The organism is Streptomyces phaeochromogenes (assembly GCF_001418655.1).
Lineage (GTDB): Bacteria > Actinomycetota > Actinomycetes > Streptomycetales > Streptomycetaceae > Streptomyces > Streptomyces phaeochromogenes.
In genome coordinates, this window is the sequence record NZ_LIQZ01000212.1 from 34,262 (window position 1) to 35,163 (window position 902).

The window sequence follows — 902 nt, forward strand, 5'->3', positions numbered from 1 at the left end:
TGGCCGTCGCCGCACGCGGCCGGGGCTACACCGACCTCACCGTCAAGGTCACGGGAGTCGACGGGCAGACCGCCACCAAGACCCTGCACTACACCGCTTCCGCCGCCGTCCAACAGGGCGCGGACAGCAGGTACTTCACCGGGTCGAGCGATGCCTCGGCGGCCGTCGACGTGGGCGGCGGCTACGTCGTCGTGGCGGTCAACGAGTCCAACATCGCGCGCCTGTAAGACCGTTCGACGTCCGGCGCGCCCCCTCAAGACCTGGGACTTCAGCTCCAAGATCGATGCCATCAAGGAGATCGACATCGAGAGAGCGGCCCGCGCGGGCGACACCATCTACTGGACGGGCTCCCTCGGCAACAACAAGGACGGCGAGTACAAGTCGGCCCGCAACACCCTCTTCACCACGAAGGTGACGGGGTCCGGAGCGACCACCGTCCTGTCGTACGGCGACTCGCATAAGAAGCTCCGCGACGACCTGGCCGCCTGGGACCAGGCGCACGGCGACCGCTACGGCTTCGCGGCAGGCACAGCGGACGACCAGGCCCCCAAGCAGATCACGGTTTGAACGTGGAGGGGCTGGAGTTCGCGCCGGGCTCGACGACGGCGTACGTCGGCTTCCGCGTACCGCTCGCCCCGGCCATACCCGGTGGCAAGGCGCTCCTGGTGCCGGTGACGAACATCGACAAGGTGGTGGGCAGCGGCGCGACGACCTTCCTCGGCACCCCGATCGAACTCGACCTCGGCGGCCTCTCGATCCGCGACGTGCGCAAGAACGCCGCGAACCAATACCTGATCGTCGCCGGTTCCTGGGCCGCCGACGACAACACTGACCCGTACGCCCTGTACACCTGGGACAGCAACCCCGCCCGCACCCCCGCCAAGACCCGCGACCTCCCGACC

Annotated in this window: 1 protein-coding gene and 2 pseudogenes; all 3 read left to right on the top strand. The window is 68.6% G+C overall.

The genetic code is table 11. From position 1 onward, the window contains the following. A pseudogene (locus AOK17_RS54020) lies at nucleotides 1-227 on the top strand (hypothetical protein); the annotation flags it as partial. Next, the gene (locus tag AOK17_RS54025) at nucleotides 151-567 is read left to right on the top strand and encodes a hypothetical protein (RefSeq protein WP_425424639.1); all 417 of its coding nucleotides are present in this window, start codon (nucleotides 151-153) and stop codon (nucleotides 565-567) included. The pseudogene AOK17_RS54020 and the gene AOK17_RS54025, both read left to right, overlap by 77 nt. A gap of 2 nt (nucleotides 568-569) precedes the next feature. Next, nucleotides 570-902: pseudogene (locus AOK17_RS54030) on the top strand (hypothetical protein); the annotation flags it as partial.

Excerpts from the sequence above, each read along its gene's own strand:
- AOK17_RS54025 (WP_425424639.1), top strand. The coding sequence starts at position 151 with ATGCCTCGGCGGCCGTCGACGTGGGCGGCGGCTACGTCGTCGTGGCGG.